The sequence below is a fragment of the Lysinibacter cavernae genome (assembly GCF_011758565.1).
GTDB classification, from domain to species: Bacteria; Actinomycetota; Actinomycetes; order Actinomycetales; family Microbacteriaceae; genus Lysinibacter; species Lysinibacter cavernae.
On sequence record NZ_JAAMOX010000001.1, the window covers coordinates 88,609 to 108,025 of the forward strand.

15 protein-coding genes and 1 tRNA gene are annotated in these 19,417 nt (G+C 58.4%); 6 read left to right on the forward strand and 10 right to left on the reverse strand.

What is annotated here, in order from left to right:
* Positions 1-38 precede the first annotated feature (38 nt).
* On the reverse strand, positions 39-1,634 hold the full coding sequence (hflX, locus tag FHX76_RS00390; RefSeq protein WP_167146439.1) for a GTPase HflX: 1,596 nt from the start codon (positions 1,632-1,634) through the stop codon (positions 39-41).
* A 151-nt stretch (positions 1,635-1,785) separates the two neighbouring features.
* Here hflX and FHX76_RS00395 point away from each other — a divergent pair, with 151 nt between their 5' ends.
* The 4 genes from FHX76_RS00395 to metE all read left to right on the forward strand — a co-directional run bounded on the left by FHX76_RS00395 (position 1,786) and on the right by metE (position 7,121).
* A complete protein-coding gene (locus FHX76_RS00395) occupies positions 1,786-2,400 on the forward strand; it encodes a class I SAM-dependent methyltransferase (RefSeq protein WP_167146442.1) in 615 nt (204 codons plus the stop codon).
* A 295-nt stretch (positions 2,401-2,695) separates the two neighbouring features.
* Positions 2,696-3,862 carry a uroporphyrinogen decarboxylase/cobalamine-independent methonine synthase family protein gene (locus FHX76_RS00400; RefSeq protein ID WP_167146444.1) on the forward strand — a complete coding sequence of 389 codons (1,167 nt, stop codon included), beginning with the start codon at positions 2,696-2,698 and terminating at the stop codon, positions 3,860-3,862.
* Entirely contained in the window at positions 3,859-4,815 is a 957-nt protein-coding gene (locus FHX76_RS00405) for a methylenetetrahydrofolate reductase (protein ID WP_341777813.1), read from the forward strand. The genes FHX76_RS00400 and FHX76_RS00405 overlap by 4 nt, the downstream gene beginning before the upstream one ends.
* On the forward strand, positions 4,812-7,121 hold the full coding sequence (gene metE / locus FHX76_RS00410) for a 5-methyltetrahydropteroyltriglutamate--homocysteine S-methyltransferase (RefSeq protein ID WP_167146447.1): 2,310 nt from the start codon (positions 4,812-4,814) through the stop codon (positions 7,119-7,121). Before FHX76_RS00405 ends, metE begins: the two co-directional genes overlap by 4 nt.
* A 179-nt stretch (positions 7,122-7,300) precedes the next feature.
* On the opposite strand, the gene lexA is transcribed toward metE, so the two are convergent.
* Positions 7,301-8,032 (reverse strand): transcriptional repressor LexA, encoded by a 732-nt coding sequence (gene lexA, locus FHX76_RS00415; protein ID WP_167146450.1) that lies wholly within the window; start codon positions 8,030-8,032, stop codon positions 7,301-7,303.
* 322 nt (positions 8,033-8,354) lie between these two features.
* Here lexA and FHX76_RS00420 point away from each other — a divergent pair, with 322 nt between their 5' ends.
* Positions 8,355-8,843, forward strand: coding sequence for a LysM peptidoglycan-binding domain-containing protein (locus FHX76_RS00420; RefSeq protein WP_243848556.1), 489 nt, complete (start codon positions 8,355-8,357; stop codon positions 8,841-8,843).
* A gap of 21 nt (positions 8,844-8,864) precedes the next feature.
* Here FHX76_RS00420 and FHX76_RS00425 read toward each other — a convergent pair whose 3' ends face one another.
* The 3 genes from FHX76_RS00425 to FHX76_RS00440 form a co-directional block, all read right to left on the reverse strand.
* The gene (locus tag FHX76_RS00425; RefSeq protein ID WP_167146453.1) at positions 8,865-9,071 is read right to left on the reverse strand and encodes a hypothetical protein; all 207 of its coding nucleotides are present in this window, start codon (positions 9,069-9,071) and stop codon (positions 8,865-8,867) included.
* Between the two features lie 100 nt (positions 9,072-9,171).
* Entirely contained in the window at positions 9,172-13,017 is a 3,846-nt protein-coding gene (dnaE, locus tag FHX76_RS00435) for a DNA polymerase III subunit alpha (RefSeq protein ID WP_243848557.1), read from the reverse strand.
* A gap of 3 nt (positions 13,018-13,020) precedes the next feature.
* Positions 13,021-13,344 carry a DUF6504 family protein gene (locus FHX76_RS00440; protein ID WP_167146456.1) on the reverse strand — a complete coding sequence of 108 codons (324 nt, stop codon included), beginning with the start codon at positions 13,342-13,344 and terminating at the stop codon, positions 13,021-13,023.
* Between the two features lie 214 nt (positions 13,345-13,558).
* On the opposite strand from FHX76_RS00440, the gene FHX76_RS16815 reads away from it, so the two are divergent.
* Entirely contained in the window at positions 13,559-13,918 is a 360-nt protein-coding gene (locus tag FHX76_RS16815) for a DUF6907 domain-containing protein (RefSeq protein ID WP_386762026.1), read from the forward strand.
* A gap of 850 nt (positions 13,919-14,768) precedes the next feature.
* Here the strand turns inward: FHX76_RS16815 and FHX76_RS00445 are convergent.
* The 5 genes from FHX76_RS00445 to FHX76_RS00465 form a co-directional block, all read right to left on the reverse strand.
* Positions 14,769-14,842 (reverse strand) — tRNA-Met (locus FHX76_RS00445).
* Positions 14,843-14,895: 53 nt separating this feature from the next.
* Positions 14,896-15,861, reverse strand: coding sequence for a formylglycine-generating enzyme family protein (locus FHX76_RS00450; RefSeq protein ID WP_341777814.1), 966 nt, complete (start codon positions 15,859-15,861; stop codon positions 14,896-14,898).
* Positions 15,854-17,395 carry an arylsulfatase gene (locus FHX76_RS00455; protein WP_167146459.1) on the reverse strand — a complete coding sequence of 514 codons (1,542 nt, stop codon included), beginning with the start codon at positions 17,393-17,395 and terminating at the stop codon, positions 15,854-15,856. Before FHX76_RS00455 ends, FHX76_RS00450 begins: the two co-directional genes overlap by 8 nt.
* A gap of 194 nt (positions 17,396-17,589) precedes the next feature.
* Complete coding sequence (locus FHX76_RS00460) at positions 17,590-18,036, reverse strand: iron chaperone (protein ID WP_341777815.1); 447 nt, start codon at positions 18,034-18,036, stop codon at positions 17,590-17,592.
* A gap of 102 nt (positions 18,037-18,138) precedes the next feature.
* Positions 18,139-19,416 (reverse strand): NAD(P)/FAD-dependent oxidoreductase, encoded by a 1,278-nt coding sequence (locus FHX76_RS00465; RefSeq protein WP_167146462.1) that lies wholly within the window; start codon positions 19,414-19,416, stop codon positions 18,139-18,141.
* Position 19,417 lies beyond the last annotated feature (1 nt).

Here is a 19,417-nt window from a genome sequence, read left to right on the forward strand (position 1 = left end):
TCTGAGTAGATCGCGCAGAAACTCACAAATAGATGCAGTTATTCGATCGCTGCGAGTCGACGGAACGGCTCAAGCTGAGCCGCGAATTCTGGCGAGACGAGTGCGTGCACAACCGTGCCATCCTCGTCATAGTCTGTCTCGAGCACGCGGTGCTCCTTGTGCATTGTTGCGACAAGATCGCCCCGGTCGAACGGGATGACAACCGTGAGGTCTACGGATGGGTCTGGTAGGAGCTCGTCAATGCGTGAGAGAAGCGACTCGATGCCTTCGCCTGTACGCGCTGAGACAAACATCGAGTCTGGCTCAAGACCACGAAGCATCATGGTATCGGCCTGATTAATGAGGTCGGCCTTATTAAACACGACAAGCTCTCGGACATCCCGCGCTCCAGCTTCGCCAAGCACCTCGCGTACCGTCGAAATCTGGCTTGCCGGGTCTGGGTGAGACGCATCTACAACGTGGACGATGAGATCGGCATCGCGTGCTTCCTCAAACGTGGACTGGAACGCTTCGACCAGCTGGTGGGGAAGGTTGCGGACAAAACCAACCGTATCAACGAGCGTGTACTCACGCCCGTCTGCGGTTTCGTTTCGACGCACGGTTGAATCGAGCGTTGCAAACAATGCGTTTTCGACGAGGAGCCCTGCGCTCGTGATGCGGTTGAGGAGGCTGGATTTGCCCGCGTTGGTGTAGCCCACAATCGTGACGGAGGGCACGGAGTTGCGCTTGCGGTTCGCGCGCTTTGCCTCTCGTGCAGGAGCCATGGCCGCGATCTGCTTGCGTAGCTTCGACATGCGGATGTGGATGCGTCGCCGATCGAGCTCAATCTTGGTTTCACCTGGTCCACGCGAACCCATACCTGCGCCGGCACCACCGACCTGGCCACCTGCCTGGCGAGACATCGACTCACCCCAGCCACGAAGGCGGGGGAGGAGATACTCAAGCTGGGCGAGCTCAACCTGAGCTTTACCCTCTCGGCTCTTGGCGTGCTGGCTGAAGATATCGAGAATGACGGCGGTGCGGTCAATTACTTTGACCTTCACCACGTCTTCGAGAGCACGTCGTTGGCTTGGCGAAAGCTCGGTGTCAGCGATGACGGTGTCTGCGCCGAGGGCAGCGACGGAGTCACGAAGCTCGATCGCTTTTCCCTTGCCGAGGTAGGTGCTTGGGTCCGGGTATGGACGTCGCTGGAGCAGCCCATCCAGCACATTTGCACCGGCCGTCTCAGCAAGAGCGGCAAGTTCGTGCATCGAATTTTCTGCGTCGTTGAGGGACCCCTGCGAGTAGACCCCAATCAGGATGACGTTTTCAAGGCGCAGCTGCCGGTATTCGACCTCAGTGACGTCTTCGAGCTCAGTGGAGAGGCCTGCGACGCGTCGGAGGGCGTTTCGGTCTTCTCGATCGAATTGGTCGCCGTCGGTACTACTGGAGGTGTGACGGGCGTTGTCTCTGTCGAGGGCTTGGGCGCCTCCTTCGCGGAAGACGCTAAAGCCGGAAGCAGAGGAATTTGCGTGAGCGAGCACCCGAGCGACAGCAGCGTCGTTTGCGGCTGAGCGTGGGTCATTGCTCGCTGGCTGGTCGGCGGTGGTCTCGTCGTTCGAGGGCTGATCTGAGGTGTCAAAAGGTTGAGTCATTATGCATAAGGATACCCGTTATTGGCCGTTCAGACCCTACAAATTACGCGGAAATGTGCCGAATCCACAGCCGTGAGTGAGAAACCGATCGCGATTGGGTTGTGAGGGTGCCAGGCAGGCGGTGGTCGTGTGAGTCTGGGATACTGGAGGAATGGCCGATGATCACTACTTCAGTTCAGCTCCCGGAAGCGACTTTCGCCCCAAAACAATACGGGCCCAGCTCTCCGGTACCACCTACGAACTGACAACCGCTGGCGGTGTTTTCAGCCCCGACCATGTTGACCAAGGTACAGAAGTACTGTTCAAGTACGCGCCAGAGCCTCCGGCATCCGGCAACCTGCTTGATCTTGGAGCCGGTTGGGGGCCCATTAGTCTGACGCTCGCACTTGAGTCTCCCGAGAGCACAGTATGGGCCGTTGATGTGAACGATCGTGCCCTTGACCTCGTGCGCCTCAACGCAGAGGCCCTTGGTCTCACCAACGTTCGAGCAGTGAAACCAGACGAAGTGCCAGATGACATTCGCTTTGACGCAATCTGGTCGAACCCACCCATCAGGGTTGGTAAAAACGTCTTACACGAAATGCTGCTGCACTGGCTTCCTCGCCTGCACGATCGTGCCGATGCCTACCTTGTTGTGCAGCGCAACCTTGGCTCTGACTCGCTACAGAAGTGGCTAGAGACCGAACTCTCTGACGAGTTTTCGGTCGATCGCACGGCGACGAGTAAAGGATTCAGGGTCTTGCGAGTTCGCCGCTTGGTTGCATAGACGCCTCGTAACAATCCATGGGGCTCGACGACCCATCTGGCCGAGAAACCGCGAAGTTCAGGGGATTCCCGAGACGCAGGCTCGGTGTGCCAACTGGTCGCCAGTCATGAAGCGTCACAGTGCGTCACACGACTGTTGTCGGCCGTAAATCCGCTGCTAGCATGGCACCCACACACGATAATGATTTGTGTGTGTTGGAGCGAAAGCCGAGCCCGGCACCCGCCCAGACAGACTCGTCTGTCGTTGGGTCGTGCGTGCGCGGATGCCTCAACGGCACTAGCCCCTGGAGCATCCGTTGACCTTCCGTACCGAACCCGTCGGCTCGTTGCCGCGACCGGCACGCCTGCAGAGCGCCCTCATCGATTTTGATGGCGGCCTTGTTGACGCAGATGAGTTGCAAGCCGAGCAGGATGCTGCGGTGATCGATTCTCTTGAGCGCTTTGCCGCGACGGGTTCGCCGCTCATCACCGACGGCGAGCAACGGGCCTCAAGCTTTGCCACCTACCCCTTCGCAGACACTCTTGGCGGAGCGGGGCTCAGTGAGAACCTCTCGCTCGACGGCCAGTATTTTGCCATCTTCGAGGACGGCCATCACCGGCAACTCCCTCGGTTGACCGCTGGTCCCTTCCGATACAGAGGCTATGCGGCTGATAACGTGAGCGCGGCTCGACCGCTCACCGGGTTGCCCCTGAAGCAGGCAGCGATTGCTCCGTCGTTGCTTTCGCTGCTGTATCCGCTTGATGGTCAACTCGACGGCTACTCGCGGGAACAGTTTCTTGACGACCTTGTGGACGAGTGCGAACGCGATATCAGGCTGACGTTTGCCGCAGGAGCTACCCGTGTTTCGCTTGACTTCACCGAAGGCAGGCTTGCCCTCCGCAACGATGCTCGCAATCCGTGGACGGGTCGCAAACTACTCGGGGACTTCATCGAGCTCAATAACCGAGTTTTTGACCGCTTTAGCCACGAGGAACGAAGCAACATCGGGTTGCACACCTGCCCAGGCAGCGACTTTGATTCTGCCCACAGCGCGGACGTCGATTACGCTCAGCTGCTCCCCGAACTATTCCAGCTCAACGCCGGCTACTTCCTCGTGCAGCTCGCGAGCGAACCCGAACGGGAACGTGTCTACGAGCTCATCGGCACAAACCTTCGAGACGAGGCCGACGGGGTTGAACAACAGGTGTTAATCGGTGTGACCAATCCAAAAGACCCGCGAATCGAGACGGCAGACGAAGTCTCGGCACAACTGCTTGCCGCAGCGCAGTTCATTCCAGCTGATCGCCTCGGATCAACTGACGACTGCGGATTCTCGCCGTTCAGCATTGACGATAAGCCGAGGCACGGTTCGCCGGATGCCGCCCGCGAGATTGCGTTTGCAAAAATCACTGCCAGAGTTCGTGGTACTGAGCGGGCCGCAGAAGCCCTTGGCAACCGAGTCGATTGGCAGGGCGGACTGTGAGTGCCGGGGGCTGTTCCAGCAGCATAACCGTCGGCGGAGAAGGTTCGGCAGCGACGGCAACAGGGGGACAACCACAACGCGTTCCCTTTTCATACGAGGTGTTTCCTGCCAGAAGCAGCGCGGCCGCCCTTGCACTCGGACACACCGTCCAGCACCTTGCCGCCTCTGGACCTGAGTTCATCTCGGTGACCTACGGGGCGAACGGCTCGAGCCGGGACGCATCCCTTGACCTGCTCAAATACATCAAACAACACACCGAAGCGCGACCACTTGCGCACCTCACGTCAATCGGTTCATCCAAAGCAGAAATTGAGCAACTTGTTGCTGACTTCTGGCAGGCAGGAGTTTACGACTTCCTTGCCCTGCGAGGTGACCCGCCTCGTGGTGTCTCCGAAGCAGACGTTGAGCTTGGCGAAGTCCCAAACACCGTTGAATTTGTTGACCTCATCCAATCGATTCTGAAACGGCAATCGGGGGCAACGGGCCGAGTATGTATTGCGGCGTTCCCGAATAAGCACCCGCGCTCCGAGACGATCAACGATGACATCAACGTGTTGCTCGCCAAACAGGATGCCGGGGCAGCCTTTGCGATTACCCAGCTGTTTTTCCACGCGGACGATTACCTGCGGTTTGTTGATGCGGCATCGCGCGCCGGCGTGCGTATTCCCATCCTTCCAGGCCTGATGCCCGTTTCAACCTCCGCCCAGTTGCTCAAAGTCGCGGAACTTGCGGGGGAGCAGGCCCCGGACGATTTGCTTGCTCGACTAGAAGCCGCTGGCGGTTACGGCCCCGAATGCGGGGTTGAGCACACCGTTGGGCTCGCCTCGCGGCTGGTGAGCGAGGGCGCGCCCGGCATCCACCTTTATACCTTCAACAGACACCAATCCGTGCTCGCGGTGCTCCGCGAACTCGGGCTGCTTACCAACCACCCATTTGAAAAGGAACTCGCATGAGCACAACATCCCCGTTTCCCACCGGCACTGTCCTTGGCTACCCACGAATCGGCCGCCGGCGTGAGCTCAAGCGCGCCGTCGAATCATTCTGGAAGGGCGGAATCGACCTCGCCGAACTGGAACGAGTCAGCGCTGAGCTGCGTGCCGCAACCCGCGACCGCCTTGCCTCCCTCGGACTCGACCCAGTTGGCTCAGCCATCCCTGAATCGTTCAGCTACTACGACCAGGTACTCGACGCGGCGGTCACGGTTGGGGCAACGCCCGCCCGGTTTGCGTATCTCGAGGATGCCGTCGGCAAGGTTGACCTGCCAGGCTACTTCACGATCGCGCGTGGAGAAGACGAGCACCTTCCTGTCGAGATGACCAAATGGTTCGACACGAATTATCACTACTCTGTGCCAGAGATTGGCCCAGAGACGAACTTCCACCTGGCCTCAGATCGCATTGTGCGGCAGTTTGAAGAAGGCAAAGCGCAGGGCTACCTCACACGTCCCGTTATCGTCGGACCGGTCACATTTTTGCTGTTGAGTAAGCCGAGCGAGAGTGCGCCAGCTGGGTTCCGGCCAATTTCGCGCCTCGCAGACCTGCTCCCCGTCTACACCGAGCTCCTCGGACGGCTGAAGGATGCTGGCGCCGAATGGGTGCAGCTTGACGAACCCGGGCTCGTAAGCGAAAGTATCGACGAGGAGCGCTCCGTAGTCCTGGATGCCGCCGCGGTGGCGTACCAGGCGCTCGGCTCAGCGATCAACCGTCCACAGCTGTTTGTCGCTGCCCCGTACGCAGCCCTCGACGATGCGCTGCCAGTGCTCGCCGCATCGCCAGTTGAAGCAATTGGCCTCGACCTTGTCCGCGGAGACGTGCCGGCGGCAGTCCCAGGTCTCGAAACAAAGACCCTGGTCGGCGGGGTCGTTGACGGCCACAACGTCTGGCGCGGAGACCTTGGTGTTGCGTTCGAGAAGCTCGAAGCGCTCAGCAAGCTCAGCCCCAGTATCGCGGTGGCGAGTTCTACCTCGTTGCAGCACGTGCCGCACGACGTGAATGACGAGCCAAACCTCAGCGATCGCCTCAAAAGCTGGCTCGCGTTTGCTGAGCAAAAGGTTGGGCAGATTGCGACGCTGGCTCGCGGGCTCGAAGCGGGCCGTGCATCCATTGGCGACGAATTGAACGCCTCTGCAACGGCACTTGCTGACCGTCTCTCTGCTCCTGGCGTGAAGGACAACACCGTTCGGGCCCGCACCTCCGCGCTAACCGAATCGGATTTCTCCCGAGGAGACTACGACGCTCGTGTCGCAGCCCAGGCATCAGCGCTCAACCTGCCCGACCTGCCAACGACCACTATCGGATCGTTCCCACAGACGGGCGACATCCGCAAAGCCCGCGCCGCGTTTGTGAAGGGTGACATCACGCAGGAGCAGTACAACGAGTTCCTTCGTGATGAAATCCGCAACGTAGTCGATCTGCAAGAAGATATCGGTCTCGACGTACTGGTTCACGGTGAGCCGGAGCGTAACGACATGGTGCAGTACTTCGCAGAGAACTTTGACGGCTTTGATGTCACCGCCAACGGCTGGGTGCAGTCATACGGAACCCGAGCAACCAGGCCCTCGCTGCTCTGGGGAGACGTGTCACGTCCAGCTCCGTTTACCGTTGAGTGGAGCGCGTTCACACAATCGCTGACCGAGAAGCCGGTGAAGGGGATGCTCACGGGACCGGTCACCATTCTTGCCTGGTCGTTTGTGCGCGACGACCAGCCCCTCGAAGAAACCGCCAACCAGGTCGCACTCGCCCTCCGGGACGAGATTGCTGACCTTGAGGCTGCAGGTATCGGCATCATTCAGGTCGACGAGCCCGCGCTTCGTGAGTTGCTGCCGCTGAAGGTAGCAGATCAGCCGGAGTACCTGAAGTGGTCGGTTGACTCCTTCCGTCTCGCGACGGCAGGCGCCGCAGATGCGACGCAGATTCACACGCACCTGTGTTACTCCGAATTTGGGGTTGTCATTGATGCCATCAGGGCGCTGGACGCCGATGTGACAAGCATCGAAGCCGCGCGCTCCAAGATGGACGTTGTGCACGACATCAAGGCGAGTGGTTTTGACCACGGAATCGGACCCGGTGTCTACGACATTCACTCGCCCCGTGTACCAAGCGTTGACGAGATCTCAGAACTCATCACCACCGCGCTCGGTGAGATCCCTGCCAGCCAGGTATGGATCAACCCTGACTGCGGACTCAAGACCCGTGGATACGACGAGACAGCGGCCAGCCTCCGGAACATCCTTGAGGCGACGCGGGCAGCGCGCGTCTAAGGCGGTGCGAACTGGGCCGTGTAGACGGCCCGTTGAATATCAACAGGGCCCTATCCTCACTGAGGATAGGGCCCTGTTGATGTGTTTGGCTGAGGAGCTGGGCACACGATGCGAGCTATCAAGCGGATGTTTTGCGTTGCGCTGCGCAACAGGCGTACTGTTCTCGGCGCACGTACCCACTACAGCGAGCGGAGTACCGCGACGACCTTGCCAAGCACCTGTGCGTAGTCGCCAAGAATTGGCTCGAATGCCGTGTTGCGGGGGAGCAACCACGTGTGACCGTCACGCTGGCGAAACACCTTCACCGTTGCCTCATCGTCGAGCATTGCGGCCACAATATCGCCGTTTTCGGCGGTCTGCTGCTGTCGAACCACGACAAAATCACCGTCGCAGATGGCGGCGTCGATCATTGATTCACCAACGACTTTGAGCATGAACAGCTCGCCCTTGCCAACGAGTTGCCGGGGAAGGGGGACGACCTCGTCGATCATCTGGTCTGCTGTAATTGGGATACCTGCAGCGATGCGACCCACAAGGGGAACCATCGCCGCGTCTCCAATGATGTTTGACCCGCTGTGGCCGCTCTGGTGGGGAGTGACGTCGCCATCATCACCAATCGCTGGGTTGCCCGCAGGAGTCGGGCTTGGGAGTTCAATCAGGATTTCGAGCGCGCGCGGGCGGTTGGGGTCTCGGCGAAGGTATCCGCTCAGCTCAAGCTGATTGAGCTGATGGGTGACGCTCGAGAGCGATTTGAGGCCGACTGCGTCGCCGATCTCGCGCATGCTTGGCGGGTATCCCTGCCTGCTGACTGATTGTTGGATGACCTCAAGAATGGCGATCTGTTTGTCGCTGAGGCTTTTGCGCCGACGGGTGGTGGGGCGTGCGCTCTGCGTCTCGCCTGTTTCGCTCATCGGGTCCTCCGTCTGGTCGTGCTTCTGATGTATCGCGGACGTCTGTGCCGATAACTCAGCGATAGCGACTGCAAAAACTCAAATGTCAGTGGTTGCTGTTTGAGTTATCTCACTGCCCCAGTCGAGGGGCTTGAGATATTCGAAACTGTACCGAGTTTTTGACGTCACGGCAAACGTATGTTCGAGTGTCGCAGTAATTAATTTGAAGATATTCGAATTTCAGCTTGATTATTCGAACAATCGAATATAGATTCGAAACATAGATTCGCATGTGGCCCTCCCGGCCGAGGGCAACATGCGAATCTCTCGAAGGAGGAACATCATGAGCATGGCAACCAAATCACGGCAGTTCGGTCAGACCCGACCGCAGCACCTCAGCTTGGTTTCAGAGCGCGTTCTCGACGCGAACTACGGCAACGGCTACTACGATTCTGTTGCTGCTGGTCGCATGGTTCAAGCGTCCGCTGCTGACGGCTCCGTCACGGTAGCTCACACTCGGCTGCGCCTCACTCGACGCGGGCGCGTCGTGGTGACCCTCGGCGTGACCGTTCTCATGCTGCTTGTCGGCATGTGCGGTGTGTTCTTCGTCTCAGGCGCGGCTGTCGCCTCGTCCGGCGCTTCCGACAATTCGTTCAACTATGTCACCGTCAACGCAGGTGAGAGCATGTGGTCGCTGGCAAGTGACCTTGACCCGAGTAGCGATCCTCGCGATGTTATTAGTGACATTGTCTCCCTGAATCAGCTCACGAGCACCGACATCGAGCCGGGGCAGCGTCTCGCTATCCCGACCAAATACGACACCAAGTCGTAAGCCTGCTGACCAAGAATCGGGTTACTGAGCACCTGCCAAACAGCGTCGTTGAGCATTGCTTTTTGCTTCCCCCTTAGCCCGTCCACACAACGGCTGAGGGGGATTTTTGTTTTGATTGTTGAGCATGTTGAGCATGTTGAGCATGTTGAGCACGTTGGGTTTGTTGGGCTGGTTGGTGCGCAGCGGACGCAGCCCTGCAATCAATGTGACGTGCGACGGTCCTGACATGCGGTAGTCCTGACGAGCGGTGGTTGTGACCGGCCGTGGTTGTCACACATACTCGTGGTTACCTGAGTTCTGAGCTCTTGTTGAGGGGGGGGGGGGGGGGCTACGCTACCGCGTATTCGTCATACCCTGGGTCGGTGTTGTAATCAGGTTCTTCGTTGAATTCGTTGGATCGGTTACCCAGCGGTTCCGCAGTGTTGGCGGCTGTGTGATTTGCCCAGAGTTGGGTGAGATCCCAAGCGTTTGTGGCTTGGATGGAGACGCCCTTTGCTCCTGCTCGGCGAGTTGTCCCTGCGATCACCATGAGGCGAGTGCCAAACAGGAGCGGGCCTGCGGTGCTTTGTGCCTCTTCAAAGAATGTTGAGTCTGAGCATCCCGTGCCGTCGTCAAGCGAGATAAAGACCACTCGCTTGTTGTTGCGCATTGGAGGAGTTTGTGTTGCCACTCTGATGCCGGCAACCACAACCTTGCTGTTATCGGGTAAGAGGAGCAGCTGTTCTGCCGGGATCACGCCGAGCTGGTCCAGGAGGGGGCGGTAAGACTCGATGACGTGTTCACTGATTTCGTGGCCAAGCGCGTCGAGCTCTGCCCGAACTCGTTCAGCAACCGGTACATCTGCGGCTGGAGCAAAAGAGAGGTCGCCCCAAATGTCAAATTCCAGGTGCGAGCCAAGGTCGGGGCCGATGGCTTGTGGTTCGCTGGTTTGACGTGCGCCGGGATCGATGTTGCAGTCTCGTGCGGTGGCGGTGGCGGTGGCGGTGGCGGTGGCGTCGGTTTCCTGGCTCTCGTCGAAACGTTCGTGTTCCGCGGCATTGCCCGTTGTGGCGGCAGGGGATGCTGAGGTCGAGGTCGAGGTCGAGGTCGAGGTCGAGGTTGAGGTTGAGTCCGAGGCTGAGCGGTTGTCGTTTGGCGCCAAAACGCCTTCGCTTGGGCTGGTGTGTGTGCTCGCTGTGCGGGCCTGGGGGAGCTTCCCTCTGGCTGCGGCGTTGAGGCTGTTCTCCAGTTTGAGCTCGGTGCTGCTCTCTGCTCGTTTATTGCGTGGCGCGGCGGCGAGGGCCCTGGCCGCCGCGATGATCTGCCCTCTGTTTGCATTAGGCGCTAGGGAATCGAGGGCGCCAACGGCTGCGAGCCGGTTTAAGAGTGGGCGCGAAGGGCGGGCGCGAAGGTTGAGGTCCCTGATGGATTCGTAGGGCTGGTGTTCAAGCAGTCGGTCGAGTTCGGCGCGGGTGAGTCCCTGGATATGGGCGAGAGAGAGTCGTATGCCGTAATCACCGGCGGTCGCCCGTCGCCCTACGCGAACCTGTAGCGGCTCGACGCGGTACTGATCGCTGCTGGCGTTGACATCGATGGGAAGCAGCGGGATGCCCATGCGTCTGGCCTCGGCAAGGAGCAAGCGTTTGGGGTACATGCCTGGGTCGTGTTCAAACAGGCCGGCGAGAAAGGGGGCAGGGTAGTGGGTTTTAAGCCAGGCGGTTTGGTAGGTGGGCAGGGCGAAGGCTGCTCCGTGTGCCTTACAGAATCCGAAGGACCCAAACCCAGCAACAACCTCCCAGATTCGGTCGATGTCTTCGTCGCTGAAGATTGTGTCAGGATCTGCGTTGTTTTGAATTTTCCTGAGGTTGTGGGCGAGGGTTTGCTCTCGAAAGAGCTGCTCGATCGTTTCGTGGCTGTTTTCCATGCGTCGGCGGAGCTCATCGGCAGCGGCAAGGTCGATGCCCATGCATGCAGACAGGATGCGGATGATGTGTTCGTGATAAATCACAACGCCGTAAGAGTCGGCGAGAAAATCGGTGAATGACGGATGGAGAACTGCTGGCATTCGCTTGCCCTGCTTCACCTCAACAAACGGTTTGACCATGTTGCCCTTCATCGGACCGGGGCGAAAGAGGCTGATATCGGCAATGAGATCGCTGTAGACATCCGGCTGCATTTTGCCAACAAGCTCGCGTTGGCCTGGCGACTCTATCTGGAACATGCCGAGCGTGTGGGTACTGCGGATTGCTTCGAAGGTTTCTTCGTCGTCATGGGGGATCGCATCAATATCGAGCTTGCCTCGACCGGTGAAGTAGTCAGCTGCTCCTGGAATCCCGCCGGCGGCAGCGGCATCCGCCCCATGAATGCGCTCGATTTCGGCTACCGCATACCCGATGGTTGATTGCATACGGACGCCAAGCACATCAAGTTTGATGAACCCAGCATCGTCGATGTCGTCTTTGTCGAACTGCGACATAGGAAGGCCCATTCCTGACGGTTGGACCGGAGTATACGAAAGCAAATCGCTGTTGCCGAGGATGACCCCACACGGATGCATAGAGACATGGCGGGGAAGCCGGTCTAGGCGTTCGGTGAGGTCGATGAGCATATCGATGCTTGGGTTCTGGGCAGCAAGCTCGGCGACGGGCCCGAGTTCTGGTTTGCTGCTGAGCACCTCACGAAAGTCTTTGGCGTTGAAGCGCCAGATGTTTTTGGCGACAAAATCAATATGTTCTTGTTCAAGGCCAAGGGCAAGCCCTGCATCGCGTGCAGCGCCGCGTGCTCGATATTTGTTTTGCATGGAGAGGAGGGTTGTGCGGTTTTCTCCGTAGCGATTAAAAATGGCCCGGTAGATGTCGTGTCTGCGAGCTGACTCCACATCGATGTCGATATCGGGCAGGGTGCTTCGCCGCTTGCCAAGGAATCGTTCGAAGAGCAGATCGTGTTCGAGCGGGTCAACGGAACTTACCCGGAGGAGATAATTGACGATCGAGCTTGCGCCTGATCCTCTTGCCTGGTTTCGGATTCCGAGAGACCGGATGAGTGAAGAGACATCGGCCACTGTGAGGAAATACGACTCAAACCCAAATCCATGGATGGTCGCAAGCTCTTCGTCGAGGCGGCCGTGAATGGTACTGAGGAACGCTGCTGAGGCAGTGGGGTAGCGCTCGTAGATCGCGGAGCGGCATCGCTCAACGAGTATTTGCAGCGGATCTCCGGTGAGGCCAATGCTGCTGAGTTCTGGGATCTTTGGGCGCTGCCAATCGAGGTCGGTGCTGGGATCGAGCACGCAGCGTTCGGCGAGGGCCTCAGTGCTGTGAAGGAGCTGATTGACCGTATCGTTTCTCAGATTTGAGGCGCTGACGATGAGCTGAGCGACAGCTCGCATTTTTGTGGGCGGCTTCAGCCAAGCTTGGCCGTTCGGTTGAGGGGAAAACTCGCTGAGTGGGAGGAGCTGGTCTGCGGAATCGAGAATATCGCCGGTGAGTGCCTCGGATGGGTCGCCATAGCGTACTGCGTTGGTAAGTACTGTGGTGATATTGAGCTCGTCTGCGAGCTCGAGCATGGCTGCGGCGTGGTCGAGAGAATACGCGTTGCCTGGCTCTGTGAAGTGACACACGATTTCTATGGCGAGCGACGTTGGAAAGACGTGCTGCCACTCGTGTAAATAGGTGCGCGCCAGGCGGTAATTATTGTTGGCAAGCGCTGCGCCGACATTAGAGGACGGCCCGAGCAAGACGGTTATGGTGTCTGCATCTGTAGCCCCAGCGTCTTTGCCATCGTTTGCGCGTACAAAACTCGCGAGCGTAGCAACGGTGATGTTTGGTGTTGCGTGTTTGGTGAGGTCGCCAGCCCTGCGCGGTGAGTGAGCGGCTGAGATAGCCCGACACAGAGATGCCCAACCGGTTCCGTTGTTGTGCCCGTGCGCGAGGAGTACAACCGGATCGATGGAACCGCTTGGCGAGATCACGTGTAGCTCAACGCCGACGATGGGGTCAACGTTTGCGCTGATGCACGCTCTGACATGTCTGATTGCTCCGTAGAGCCCGTTTTTGTCGGTGAGGGCAAGCCTCGGCTTTGTTGTTGTATCGCCTGTGCCTGTTTCAGCCGCAAGCTGCACAAGCGCTTCTGGTCGTGCAGTGCCGTGGTGGGCGGAAAATGCCGAGGCAACGTGGAGGTGGGTGAAGCTGTTCATGAGCTAGCTGAATGACTCGGTGAGCGACCAGAATCCCGTTTCGGAATGCTTCGCAACGTCGACGACGATGCTTTCGCCCTCATCGACAGGGGTTGCTTGAAAACGCCATTTCACGAGGTCGATGCGTTGCTCGGTGATCGAATGGCGACCGTCGGTGCGTTTGGTGTGTCTTGGCGCGTAGTTCTCGGGAGTCCACCACGGGTGTCGATCGACCCAGGGCGTTGGTTTGTCTGTGACGAGGTACCTTCGACCTCGCCACACCATGCGAAGAGGGGTGCCTGCTTCGTTGGTCCAGACTTGAACCTGTTCGTCGATTACTGTGCGCATGATGGCCCCCTTGAAAACATTCGAATATATGTTCGATTTAACGAGTGTAAACCTCAATTCCGACAATCGCGAATGGATGATCGAAGGTTGAAGGTTTTTGGGGGAGATTGAGGGTGGGGTGGGGTGTGGTTGTCGTTGGTGTCTGTTCTAATGGGGGGAACGTGCCTGATGACGAAACTGAGGTGAACAATGACGGATACAAGGAGTGACGGTTATGGGTGTGGTAGCGGGGTTTGATGCTGGCGTAGAGCGGAATTTTGGGCCGTGGTGGGCAGATATCTGCCCCGATTGGTGTGTTGGGGGGCATCGAAAAGATGACCTTCTTGCGGATCGAGTTCATGTCAGTGAAGGCGTTGTTGTTCCGGCTGTTCAGCTCGTCGGTGGTCGGCGACGGGGTGTTGAGTGTGTCGCTACGCTGTGGCGAGAGCGACCCGCGCAAGCGGCGGTTTGGGTTCATGTTGGTCTGAACGCCGGCGGTGAAATGATTGGCGGCCTCGATCTCAGTATCGAATCGTTGGGCGCTGTGCTTGGTGAATTCGGCTCGGCCCTGAGTGTTGGGGGTGTAGCTGAATGAGCGGACAAAAGTCTCTTCGGGTACTTACTTTTGGGGGTATCTACCCCTAGTTATTCGTTCGCGACCACCCATTCTTGGGTTTTCGGGTGTAGAAACAGGTGACCGACTTTGGGAAAACACTAAACGCAGCGGTGCGTCAGGCTGTAGGGGCTGGTTGGCGTTCACCTGCTGAATTCTTCCGAGGATGCCCGCTGCGTTTGTGTTGAAAGAAGAGAGCGGTCGCGGCAATGTTTATGCCGTCGCGCAACCAATATCCGCGTCTTAGTCGGGGTCGGTTTGCTGAGGTCGGTTGGCCGGGATTGGTTTGCAGAGGCCGGTTTGTAAGGTCGAGATGCAATGTCGAGATGTGATTCAACGCCGTTTGTTGGCTTAGGGGTCACCGCCTCTGAGCGTATTCAGTGACTCCGCTCTGGAGCAAGGGGATGCGCAATCGGCTGCGTGCGAAACGATGAGGCCGACCGTTTGCATGTGTTGGGTACGTCACGATGTAAGAACTGAAGGCAGTGTGCCTCTTCTTTAATGACGGAGTTCTTCTCCGATCAAGTTACTCATTCCGCTCGGATGTGTTGTCCCCCCATCAACCCGAGCGGAATGGGTAGCGAACTGGCAACTATCTAGCCCTGATACCTCATGTCTGAACGACTTGCTTGGCCGTTCCAGAACTCGGACGAATGAGGGCTCCCCACCAGAACGATGTGATGGGAAGCGGTTCTCATCTCGTGTTCTATCGGTGCGGCTGGCGTCATGATGTCCAGATATTATCTGCTTGGGAAAGAGCATCTCATGGTTAAACGAAGCAGTCCCGACCTCTGCTGAGGACGGGACTGCTTTTGCCACGATGCTATTTTCGTTGCGGGGGCAGGATTTGAACCTACGACCTCCGGGTTATGAGCCCGGCGAGCTACCGAACTGCTCCACCCCGCGGCACAAGAAGTAACTCTAGCATGAACAAGGAGGACGCTCCGACCACCTCTGCGTTATCGTCCTGTTGGGTCTATCGATCCAGTATGTTTTACCACCCGGAATCCGATATGGCTCATTCCGGTATCGATCATTTGAGCCCTCCGTGCCGCAGGCCGATAGCGAAGGCAATAGCTATCAGCGCAGAGAAACGAACCGCCCTTGACTACTTTTCGGGGTACCTCAAACTGCTCGGCAGTGTTAATGCTGCCTTCGCGGGTGCCGCCGGTTGGGTTTGCCGGGGCACAGCATCCGCCGCCGCTCTCATGCCCCTGATACCAATCGGCTGTCCATTCCCAGACGTTCCCCGCCATATCAAAAAGACCAAAACCGTTTGGGCTGAAGGACCCGACTGGTGCGGTTGAGCCGTAGCCGGGAAGCGCCCGCCAGGGGAACTCGCCGTGCCAGTAATTCGCAAGCCTTGCCCCGTCGGGCTCGCTTCCGCTGCCCCACGTGAAATCCTTGCCGTCATAACCACCGCGTGCGGCAAACTCCCATTCCGCCTCTGTTGGGAGTCGCATCCCAGCCCAGGTTGCGTAGGCCTCAGCGTCCTCGTACGCGACATGAACCACAGGATGCTCTGCGCGTTCGCCGATCGAGGAGCCGCGGCCAAAGGGGCGCCGCCAATTTGCTCCGGGGGTCCAAGCCCACCACTGGCTGAGGTGTCGCAGATCTACCGGTCCGCTTGTCCCGGTAAACACCATCGAACCTGGAAGGAGGTTCTCGGCGGGAGCATCCGGAAAATCCGACGCATCCAGTGGGCGTTCTGCCACCGTGACGTAGCCGGTAGACCGCACAAAATTAGCAAATTCTCGATTGGTTACGGTGGTAGGACTGATCCAGAACCCAGCGACTCTGGCCCGGTGAGCCGGGGCTTCCTCCTGGTAGTGGTGGTCAGAACCCATTGTGAACTCGCCGCCATCAACCCAGACCAAACTGGTGAGATCAACGCTTGCTGCTGTGCCGAGACTCAGCTTAATCACCCCCGGCGAGGAAGGCCTGCAACTTATCGACAACTTGGTCGATGCTGAAGGTGGCAGCTTTTTGTCTGGGCGGGAACTCCTCAAACGTGGCTAAGAACTGAGCGACAATCGAGGTGGCCGCAAAAATGAGATAGTCGTTGTCAAAAAGCCAATCGAAATAGGTGTTTGAGGTGCCGTCCGCTCGTTCAAACGGGTCGGTTCGGAGGTTGAAGAGCTTTGGCACTCTGAGCGGGACGAACGGTTCCATCCATACCTGCAGGGTTCCTTGTACTCGCTGCTCCATGAAGACAACTTTCCAGTTATCAAAGCGGAGGGCAAGCACATCGCCATCGTCAGAGAAATAGACCAGCCCTTTCCTGGGGCTCGTCTCGACCTCTCCCGTGAGGTAGGGCAATAAATCGTAGCCATCGATGTGCACTTTATACGTGCGATCGCCGATTGTTTTGCCAACTTTGAGTTCTTCAACCGTGCTGGTGTCTCCGGCGGCCGCGAGGAAGGTTGGCAGCCAGTCGTGGTGCTGAACGATTTCGTTTGAGACCGCTCCTGCTTCGATGTGCCCTGGCCAGCGAATCATCTCGGGGATGCGGAAGGCACCCTCCCAGTTGGTGTTTTTCTCGCTTCGGAACGGGGTCATCCCCCCGTCTGGCCACGTGTTCATGTGTGGCCCGTTATCTGTTGAGTAGATCACGATGGTGTCTTCGGCGATACCGAGTTCGTCGAGCTGATCAAGGAGGGAGCCGACGACACGGTCGTGATCGATCATCGTGTCGTGATATTCGGATTGCCAACGGCCAGCCTGCCCGATGCTTTCGGGTTTTGGATGGGTGCGGAAGTGCATGTGTGTGGTGTTCATCCATACAAAGAAGGGGGTTTCTGCGCTCACCGCTCGGCCGATGAAGTCTTGCGCTGCCTCGGCGAAGTCTTCATCAATAGTTTCCATCCGCTTTCTGGTCAGCGGGCCTGTATCTTCAATACGTTGTTTGCCGCGTGGGCCATAACGGCCGTCGACGGTGTCGTCCTGCACTTCCGTCGCCCAGGAATGAATAACCCCTCTCGGACGAGCCCTCTTGTTAAACTCCGGAAATTCTTTCGGCGACGGCCAGTTTGCTGCTTCGGGCTCTTCCTCTGCGTTGAGATGGTAGAGATTGCCATAGAACTCGTCAAAGCCGTGCACCGTTGGCAGAAACTCATTTTTGTCACCGAGATGGTTTTTTCCGAATTGACCCGTTGCATATCCGTGTACTTTGAGAAGTTCGGCAATGGTGGGGTCCTCAGCGCGCAGACCGAGGTCAGCGCCCGCGATTCCAACTTTGCTCAGCCCAGTACGAAAGACGCTTTGCCCGGTGATGAACGACGAACGTCCTGCGGTGCAGCTTTGTTCGCCGTAAGAATCGGTAAATCTCATTCCCTCTTCGGCGATGCGGTCGATGTTTGGGGTTCGATACCCCATGAGCCCGTCGCTGTAGCAACTGAGATTGGTGATGCCAATGTCATCTCCCCAGATGACCAGAATATTGGGTTGTCCGCCGGGCATGTGCATCTCCTTCTGATCGGAACGTGAGGCGAAGCATCTCCATACGCGTCGCCTCGTCACAGTTTGGGTCTGACGGGGGCGAGGAGCTACACCCGGTTCGGGTGAATTTGGAAGGCAGTTGGAAATGGCGAGTGCGTGTGTGTGGGCAAACCCGTGCGAGCGTTAGCGGGTTAGCGGGTTCGGGAGGTTTGCCGTTAGCTCTTGGCCGCCGCCCGCGAGACGAGGGTTGCGATTGCCGCCTCGTTTGCAGGGGTGAGCTTGGTAATGGCATAGGCGGTTGGCCACATGCTGCCGTCGTCGAGCTCAGCAATGTCGTTGAAGCCGAGCGTTGAGTAGCGAGTTTTGAACTTCTCGGAAGCCTGGAAGAAACAAACGATTTTTCCGTCTTTTGCGTAGCCTGGCATCCCGTACCAGGTTTTGGGTTTGAGCTGGGGCGCATTTGCCGCCACAATCTCATGAATTTTGGTGGCGATGCTGCGATCAGACGGGGGCATCTCTGAGATTTTTTCGAGTACGTCGCGCTCCCACTCCGCTTCGTTCTCGGCGGCCTTCAGCTCTTTGGCTCGTTCTTTCATGGCGGCGCGCTCTTCTGCGCTAAAACCAGAGTGCGAGTTTTTGGCGGGCTTTTTCGAATCGTTCACGGTTGGTTCCCCCTGTGCATCGGATGTGAGACCAACCCTAATCCTGCGGGTCTCCGAGCACTAGACACCACGGTGACCTGGTGAACGCAAGAACTACTGTGGCTATGAGCGAGTCGCTGAGAACGGGGCGAGGTCGATCGCCCTGCCGTTGACCGTGGCGGGATCGCCAGCAACCAACTGGGCAACCAGGTCGCCGGTAATCGGCCCGAGCGAGAGCCCGTGCATGTTGTGCCCGGTAGCAACGTAGGTTGCTTGCCTGCCCCTGACCGGACCGATAGCGGGGAGACCGTCTGCGGTCATTGGGCGCGGCCCAACCCACTCATCCGTTCGCTCCACCCAGTGAGCGCCGGTGAGGACTCCGGTAGCGGCTCGAATGAGGTAGCTGATCCTGTCGGCGTTGAGCTGTTCAGGTCGGCCGTCAAATTCCATCATGCCAACAACGCGAAGCGCCCCGTCCATAGGGGTGAACACACAGTGTCGATCAACCGAGTGGATGAGCGTGTTTGGCATCCGCTCGACGGGAACCGTAAAGCTGTATCCCTTGCCGGAAACGACCTTCACCGTTGTGCGGGTGCCGGTGAGAATCGCCGAAGTCCAGGCTCCAGCGGCAATGACCACAGCATCGGCGTTGAGCGTCTGCTCGGTTCCGTCCTGACCGGAGACAATAACTCCAGGGCGTTGTCCTGCCTCCGTGAGCCGGCGCACCGGGGTGTGCTCGTGCACGGTTGCCCCGTTTGCGGTGACATAGCGGATGAGGCTCGCAACAAATTTCATCGGTGAGAGATATCGTTCTGCCGGAAGCAGGAACCCACCCCGTACGGTGTCCGCGAGCGTCGGCTCGAACTGGTGCAGTTCATCGTCGAGCATGATGGGGTTTGGGAGATTATTGGCCGCCGCGGATGCCCTGCTCGTGAAGCTTGCATAGGCAGCTTCAAGCTCAATCAGTGAAGTCGCGGTAAACAAAAACCCCTCACCGCCGCCTGACGTATCGATTCCGTCGGCCGTCATGCTGTCGAGCGATGGGAAGATTCCGTCGGCGAGCTGCCCAAACGCTTTGAGGGCTGCGGCAGTTCGCGCTTTACCTGCCGAACGAATGAACCCAAGCCCAAAGCCGGAGAGCCCGAGGAGTTGCCGCTTTGCAATGGACAGGTACGAAGACTTGGTGAGGACACCGGCAACGATGTCTTTGACCGTGTTTGGGCTTGCAAGTGGCGTGACCTGAAGCGGGGTCACTTCGCCGGCGTTTCCCTGTGCCGCTCCCGAGCCGAGGGTTGCCCGTTCCACGATGGTGACCGTATGTCCGTCACGGAGGAGTGCGTAGGCGGTGCAGAGGCCGATGAGTCCGCCGCCAACAACGAGGACGTGCTGTGAGTGCTTCATA

Coding starts and splice junctions, on each gene's coding strand:
- hflX (WP_167146439.1), bottom strand. CDS start 1,634: ATGACTCAACCTTTTGACACCTCAGATCAGCCCTCGAACGACGAGACC.
- FHX76_RS00395 (WP_167146442.1), top strand. CDS start 1,786: ATGGCCGATGATCACTACTTCAGTTCAGCTCCCGGAAGCGACTTTCGC.
- metE (WP_167146447.1), top strand. CDS start 4,812: ATGAGCACAACATCCCCGTTTCCCACCGGCACTGTCCTTGGCTACCCA.
- lexA (WP_167146450.1), bottom strand. CDS start 8,032: ATGAGCGAAACAGGCGAGACGCAGAGCGCACGCCCCACCACCCGTCGG.
- FHX76_RS00420 (WP_243848556.1), top strand. CDS start 8,355: ATGAGCATGGCAACCAAATCACGGCAGTTCGGTCAGACCCGACCGCAG.
- FHX76_RS00425 (WP_167146453.1), bottom strand. CDS start 9,071: ATGTCAGGACCGTCGCACGTCACATTGATTGCAGGGCTGCGTCCGCTG.
- dnaE (WP_243848557.1), bottom strand. CDS start 13,017: ATGAACAGCTTCACCCACCTCCACGTTGCCTCGGCATTTTCCGCCCAC.
- FHX76_RS00440 (WP_167146456.1), bottom strand. CDS start 13,344: ATGCGCACAGTAATCGACGAACAGGTTCAAGTCTGGACCAACGAAGCA.
- FHX76_RS16815 (WP_386762026.1), top strand. CDS start 13,559: ATGGGTGTGGTAGCGGGGTTTGATGCTGGCGTAGAGCGGAATTTTGGG.
- FHX76_RS00455 (WP_167146459.1), bottom strand. CDS start 17,395: ATGCCCGGCGGACAACCCAATATTCTGGTCATCTGGGGAGATGACATT.
- FHX76_RS00465 (WP_167146462.1), bottom strand. CDS start 19,416: ATGAAGCACTCACAGCACGTCCTCGTTGTTGGCGGCGGACTCATCGGC.